We start from the raw sequence: 6,337 nt of genomic DNA, 5'->3' as shown, positions 1-6,337 counted from the left end.
GCCCAGGCCTCCCCGGCGGCCCGGTATCCCCCGGCTCGCCACGAGATCTCCCCCGGGCTCCCACGAACCCCGGAGATCCATCAGGGTTGCCCCGGTCCCGTTCGGGTACGCGAGCAGGACCGTTCCCGGGGCGGATCATGCCCCGGGCGGGCCGCACGACCGCCGCAACCAGGGAATCTGCCATGGAGACACCCGCAAACGACCCCACGCCCACGCCCGCCCAGCGGGCTCTGGACGTCCTCTCCGACAACACCGAGGACACGGCGGCTCTGGACGCGCTCGCCAACAGCGACGTGCTCATCCCCGTGCCCGACGACGCGAACGACTCGGACGCCGCCAACCCCTCGGCGGTGGCGCTGCCGGTGCTGGAGCAGCCGGGCGGCGAACCGGTGGTGCCCGTGTTCACCTCCGAGGTGGAGATGGCCGGGCTGCTGCCGTTCGTCTCCCGCTACCGCCTGGTGCCCCTCGGGGCCCTTGCCGCGCAGTGGCCGGCCGACGACCTGTCGCTCACCATCGACGGCAGTTCGGAGCACCGCCTGACGCTGACCTCGGAGGGGGTGCGCACCCTGCTGGCCCGTTAGGTCGCGTCCACTGCTCCCGTCGTCCGCCCGGAGGACGGCCCCGCGGCCTCCGGTGCGGCGAGTGTGTGCCAGGCGTCGGGGCAGGCGGGGACTTTCGCGGACGCGCGGGCCTAGGAGGGCGACCGGCGCGATCCGGGCCTGGGTGGTTCCTCGCCCAGTGCCCGGGTCAGTGCTGCCCGCTGCAGCGGCAGCACCTCGGCGTGCAGGTCACGGCCCTTGGCCGTCAGGGCGACCCACACGCCCCGGCGGTCCTCCGCGCACACCGACCGCGCCACCAGCCCGTCCTTCTCCAGCCGGGCGATCAGCCGCGACAGCGCGCTCTGACTGAGGTGGACCCGCCCCACGAGGTTCTGCACCCGGCACTGCTCGCCCTCTTCGGGCGCCGCGGTCGCGAGCATGTCCAGGACCTCGAAGTCGGACGCGCCGAGGCCGTGCGGATGCAGCGCCCGGTCGATCTCGCACATGGTGCGCGCGTGCGCCGACAGGATGTCCCGCCACCGGTCCTCGAGCTGCCCACCAGCCGTCCTCGCCGCCATACGGGAACGGTAACACCGGCGCACGGTTCCATGACCGTGCATGCATACGGGCTACCGGCCCGTCCTCACGGCGTCACGTCGACTCCCGTTTCACCAGCTCCGTCGGCAGGATCACCGCCGCCGGATCCTCACCCCCGATCTGGGCCAGCAGCACCCGCACCATCTCGCTGCTGATGCGGTCCCAGGGCTGCCGGATGGTCGTCAGCTCGGGGCGGGCGGCCACCGCGGCCGGTGAATCGTCGAAACCGCCGACGGCCACGTCCTCGGGAACCCGCCGCCCCGCCCGGTGCAGGGCCGTGAGCACTCCCTGCGCCATGAGGTCGGAGGCGACGAACACCGCGTCGACGTCCGGCGCCCGCGCCAGCAGGTGCTCGGCGCCCGCCTCGCCGCTCGCCCGGCTGTAGTCACCGGAGACGACCAGCCGCTCGTCGAACTCCAGGCCCGCCTCCGCCAGCACCTCCCCGTAGCCGGCGAGGCGCTCGACGCCGCCGGGTGTGTCCAGGGGGCCGGTCACCGTGCCCACCCTGCGCCGCCCGAGCGACAGCAGATGACGCACCATGTCGCGGGCGCCGTCACGGTCGTCGGCGGCCACGTAACTCACCTTGGAGGCCAGCCCGATCGGCTTCCCGCACGCGACCAGCGGCACCCCCGCCTCGCGCAACCGCTCGGCGACGGGATCACCGGAGTGGCTGGAGACCAGCAGCACCCCGTCGACGTGCCCGGCGGTGATGTACCGCGTGATGCGCCGCCGTTCGTCCTCGGTGCCCGCCAGCATCAGCAGCAGCGGGATGTCGTGTGCGGCGAGCGCCTGGGTGCAGCCGCGGAGCAGGACATTGAAGTTGGGGTCCTCGAAGAACCTCTCCTGCGGCTCCGTGAGCAGGAAGCCGATCGAGTCGGACCTCCCGGTGATCAGGGAGCGGGCGTGGCGGTTGACGACGTAACCCGTTCTGCGGATGGCCGCGTTGACCGCCTCCTGGGCGGCCGGACTGACGTAGTGCCCGCCGTTCAGGACGCGCGAGACGGTGCCGCGCGAGACACCGGCCTCGCGTGCCACGTCATGGATCGTGGGCGGCCTGCGCCTGCCTCCCGCAGCGTTCATGGTCATGACTTTACGGCTCCCGAGAGCAGATCCAGGCTCCAGAACCGCTGGACGACCAGGAACAGGGCGACCAGCGGGAGCACCGCCAGCAGGCGCCCCTATCACCAGGGTGTACAGCGCGGGGGTGTTGACGCCCTGCTCCAGCAACGTGAACAGGCCGAGCGTGATCGGAACTTCTCGTCGTCGCTGAGCATGATGTACGGCAGCAGGAAGTTGACCTTCCGGGTCGCCGCGTCGTTGATACAGACCTTCCACTGCTCGCCGCACGTCGTCCACCACTTGGCGCCGGCCTGCTGGGTGAGGCCCGCGAAGAGGCCGGAGTCGTTGGCGGAGCGTTCTCCGAGATGTCGGCGAGCGCGTCGTTGCTGACCAGGGTGGGCAGCGCCTGGTACTCCGCCTGCACGGGGTCGGGCGCCTTGCCCGCCTTGTGCGCGGTGAGGATCTTGGTGACCAGGGTGTCACCGGACGCCTGCTTCTTCACCTGACGGTGATCCGGTCCTTCTTGCCCGGCCCCTTGTACGTCAGCGAGGCCGGACCCGATTCGTCTCACCGTCCCCGATCCCGAGCCGCAGGCGGCGAGGGTGCCGGCGCCGAGGGCTATGGCGGCGGCGGTTGTCACGAGGCGGTGGCGCTGCGTGTACGGCGGATCTCTCACCGACCTGGGCCCTCGCCTGGTGCGAGGGCCTGCCCGTTTCTGTGAGCGTTCACAGTAGAGAAACATCCCAGACCCTTGTCAATGGTTGTTGCTGTGCGGTTATGTTGGCATGCGCGCTGCGTTGCTGTGTGTGCACGTTCCCAACTGATCGACCAACCGGGAGACCTTCCATGCCGGAGACCACCCCCAGGGGCCTCACCAGGCTCGCCTTCGGTGGGGACTACAACCCCGAGCAGTGGCCGGAGAGCGTCTGGCAGGAGGACGTCCGGCTGATGCGGGAGGCCGGCGTCACGATGGTCAGCGTCGGGATCTTCTCCTGGGCGCTGCTGGAGCCCTCGCCCGGCCGCTACGACTTCGGCTGGCTGGACCGGCTCCTGGACCTGCTGCACGAGCACGGCGTCCGCGTCGACCTCGGCACTCCCACCGTCGTCCCGCCCGTCTGGTTCTACCGGGCCCATCCCGAAGCACTGCCCGTCACCGCGGAGGGAGTGCGCTACGAGTTCGGCTCCCGCGCGGCCATCTGCCACAGCAACGCCGACTACCGCACCGCCGCCGCGGCCATCACCACGAAGCTCGCCGAGCGCTACGGCGACCACCCGGCCCTGGCGATGTGGCACGTCCACAACGAGTACGGCGTCCCCGTCTCCGCCTGCTACTGCGACTCCTGCGCCGCCCACTTCCGCCGCTGGCTGGCGACCACCTACGGCACGGTCGACGGGGTCAACGAGGCCTGGGGCACGGCCTTCTGGGGTCAGCGCTACACCGGCTTCGAGGAGATCAACCCGCCCCGGCTCACCCCCGCGGCCGTCAACCCCGGCCAGGCGCTGGACTACAAGCGGTTCGCCGACGCCACCATGCGCGAGAACTTCCGCATGGAGCGGGACATCCTGCACCGCCTCTCACCCGGCGTCCCGGTCACCACCAACTTCATGACGGCGCTGAGCCAGTGCGATTCCGTCGACTACTGGGCCTGGGGCCGCGAGGTCGACCTCGTCACCAACGACCACTACCTGATCACCGACGGCCGCCGCACCCACGTCAACCTGGCGATGGCCGCCGACCTCACCCGCTCCGTTGCGGGCGGCGCCCCCTGGCTGCTGCTGGAGCACTCCACCTCGGGCGTCAACTGGCAGCCCCGCAACCCCGCCAAGGCCCCCGGCCAAATGGCCCGCAACTCCCTGGTACACGTGGCGCGCGGTTCCGAGGGCGCCCTGTTCTTCCAGTGGCGCCAGTCCCGGCGCGGCGCTGAGAAGTTCCACTCGGCGATGGTCCCGCACGGCGGCACCGACACCCGCGTGTGGCGCGAGGTCGTCGAACTCGGTGCGAGCGTCGAGGCGTTGAGCGAGATCCGCGGCACCCGCACCGAGGCCGACGTGGCCGTGCTCTGGGACTGGCACTCGTGGTGGGCGCAGAACCTCGACTGGCGCCCCAGCGTCGACCACGACGCCCGCGAGCGCGCCGACGCCTTCTACGAGGCCCTCTACGACCGCCACCTTACGGTCGACTTCGCCCACCCGAAAGCCGACTTGTCGAGGTATCCCCTTGTCGTCGTACCGGCCCTGTACCTGATGACCGAGGCGGCCGGTCACAACCTCAAGGCGTACGTCGAGCAGGGCGGCACACTGGTCGTCTCGTACTTCTCCGGCATCGTCGACCAGCACGACGCCGTCCACGAGGGCGCCTACCCGGGCCCGCTGCGGGACGTCCTCGGCCTCACCGTCGAAGAGTTCTCACCGCTGCTGCCCGGCGAACGGGTGCGCGTCACCGGTCTCGACGGAACGGAGCTGTCCGCCGACGTGTGGACGGAGTTCGTCGTGCCGCGCGGCGCCGAGACCGTCTCGGTCTACGCCGACGGCCTGGCCGCCGGTCTGCCCGCCGTCACCCGGCACCGCCTCGGCGAGGGCACCGCCTGGTACGTCTCCACCCGGCTCGGTGTCGACGGTCTCGGCGCGCTGCTCGGCCGGGCGGGCGAGGACGCCGGGATCCCCCCGCGCGCCGATCTGCCCCGGGACGTCGAAGTGGTCCGCCGCACCGGCGAGTCGGGCACCTACCTCTTCGCCGTCAACCACACCGGCTCCGACGCCGAGGTGCCGCTGGAGGCCCCCGGCACCGAGCTGCTGACCGGTGACCGCGCCACCGGCCCTCTGTCCGTCCCGGCCGGAGCCGTCCGGGTCGTCCGGCTCGACGGCTGAACCGACCCCCTCCGCCCGTGCGTGCCACGAGCCGCGGGCGGAGGGATCCTCACCCGCCTCCGCGGGAGAGGCACCGCGCCTCGGGGTGAGAGGCGTCGCCTCCGGGTGAGAGGCACTCCCCACCCCCACGTTGCGGGGTGAACGGCAACGACTGGGACCCGACCGACGGGGCCTCCGGCAACGCCTTTGAGAACCAGGCGCTGTTCGGCTACGACGACCGGGCGCTGCCGTCGATGTCCTGGTTCCGGCACCGCTGAGTGCGCGGGGGAGGGGTCTGACTTCGGGACCCCTCCTCTCATGTCGTGGCCCCGCGCGAACTCCACGGTGCCGGGCGGGAGTTCGGTATCGGTCAAGGACGTCGAAGCCCGGACGCGGTGGCGTCGACTGCGAGACAGTGGGAAGACGCGGTGAGAGGGCGAAGCCGCGAGGCAGGGGCACGAGATGCTGAGGACTCCCACCGACGAGACACGGCTGCGCATCCTTGCCTGGCTGAAGGAACCCCGGGCCGCGGCGGACGGTGTCACGGCGGACGCCGTCGCCGAGCGGTTCTCGCTGCCGCGCCCGGTCGCCGTCACCCATCTCCGGCTGCTCGAGGCCACCGGCATGCTGCGCACCAGCAGCTCCGCGGGCCGCGTGCGCTACCACCGCGACGACATGCGGATCGCGGAGGTCGCCCGGATGTTTGAGAAGGGCTGGTAGGCGGCCCGGTACGGCGGTATCGCCCCCGACGGTGAAGGACACGCGCGATGGACCGTCCCACGGCACTCGTCCCACGCCGCTACGTCGAGTCGGGCGCCGGCCCCGAGGGCTGGGTCGCCGACCCGCACGGCCGGGTCCTGGCACCTGCCCCGACGTGACCCCGCTCCGCTCCCGGGGTTAACCTGAACGCGGCCGCGGGCATCCACCGCGGCGCGGCGGTGGGGCCCGCCGTACCCGAACCGCGGCAGTGACGCCGCCAACGGTCCCTACTTGCGACGGCACGCGCCCGCACGACCCGGGCCCCGGCGAGTAGGAGACATACCACCATGACGGCCCCTGAAGAGCGCCTCCTCCCTCCGGTCCGGCATCCGGCCTCCTGGCGCGCCCAGGCACCCGTCGTGGCTGCCGTGTCGCTCGGCGGGGGCGTGGGCGCGACCGCCCGCTACGCGGCCTCCCTGTGGTGGACCACGCCCCCGCAGGGCTTCCCCTGGACGACCCTCTGGGTCAACATCGCCGGCTGCGCCGTGATCGGCGTGTTCATGGTGGTCATCACCGAGACCCGCACCGCCCACCCC

Annotated in this window: 6 protein-coding genes and 2 pseudogenes; 4 read left to right on the top strand and 4 right to left on the bottom strand. The window is 71.9% G+C overall.

The window, feature by feature from the left end:
• The first annotated feature begins 182 nt into the window (after positions 1-182).
• Positions 183-581, top strand: a complete 399-nt coding sequence (locus C1J00_RS36235) for an SseB family protein (protein ID WP_102913177.1) — start codon at positions 183-185, stop codon at positions 579-581.
• 110 nt (positions 582-691) lie between these two features.
• On the opposite strand, the gene C1J00_RS36230 is transcribed toward C1J00_RS36235, so the two are convergent.
• The 4 genes and pseudogenes from C1J00_RS36230 to C1J00_RS47325 form a co-directional block, all read right to left on the bottom strand.
• A complete protein-coding gene (locus tag C1J00_RS36230) occupies positions 692-1,117 on the bottom strand; it encodes a MarR family winged helix-turn-helix transcriptional regulator (RefSeq protein ID WP_102913176.1) in 426 nt (141 codons plus the stop codon).
• A gap of 73 nt (positions 1,118-1,190) precedes the next feature.
• A complete protein-coding gene (locus tag C1J00_RS36225; RefSeq protein ID WP_102913175.1) occupies positions 1,191-2,222 on the bottom strand; it encodes a LacI family DNA-binding transcriptional regulator in 1,032 nt (343 codons plus the stop codon).
• Positions 2,219-2,431, bottom strand: a pseudogene (locus C1J00_RS36220) (carbohydrate ABC transporter permease); the annotation flags it as partial. The gene C1J00_RS36225 and the pseudogene C1J00_RS36220, both read right to left, overlap by 4 nt.
• Positions 2,432-2,871 (bottom strand): annotated as a pseudogene (locus C1J00_RS47325) (hypothetical protein); the annotation flags it as partial.
• Between the two features lie 170 nt (positions 2,872-3,041).
• Between C1J00_RS47325 and C1J00_RS36210 the strand changes: the two are divergent.
• The 3 genes from C1J00_RS36210 to C1J00_RS36200 all read left to right on the top strand — a co-directional run.
• Entirely contained in the window at positions 3,042-5,063 is a 2,022-nt protein-coding gene (locus C1J00_RS36210; protein WP_102913174.1) for a beta-galactosidase, read from the top strand.
• Between the two features lie 441 nt (positions 5,064-5,504).
• The gene (locus C1J00_RS36205) at positions 5,505-5,762 is read left to right on the top strand and encodes an ArsR/SmtB family transcription factor (protein WP_102913173.1); all 258 of its coding nucleotides are present in this window, start codon (positions 5,505-5,507) and stop codon (positions 5,760-5,762) included.
• A 326-nt stretch (positions 5,763-6,088) separates the two neighbouring features.
• Positions 6,089-6,337, top strand: a 249-nt coding sequence (locus tag C1J00_RS36200) for a FluC/FEX family fluoride channel (RefSeq protein ID WP_146046321.1), incomplete at its 3' end; no start/stop codon positions are given.

This window comes from Streptomyces cahuitamycinicus (assembly GCF_002891435.1).
Classification (GTDB): Bacteria; Actinomycetota; Actinomycetes; order Streptomycetales; family Streptomycetaceae; genus Streptomyces; species Streptomyces cahuitamycinicus.
This window is presented reverse-complemented; position numbering and strand designations above follow the sequence as displayed.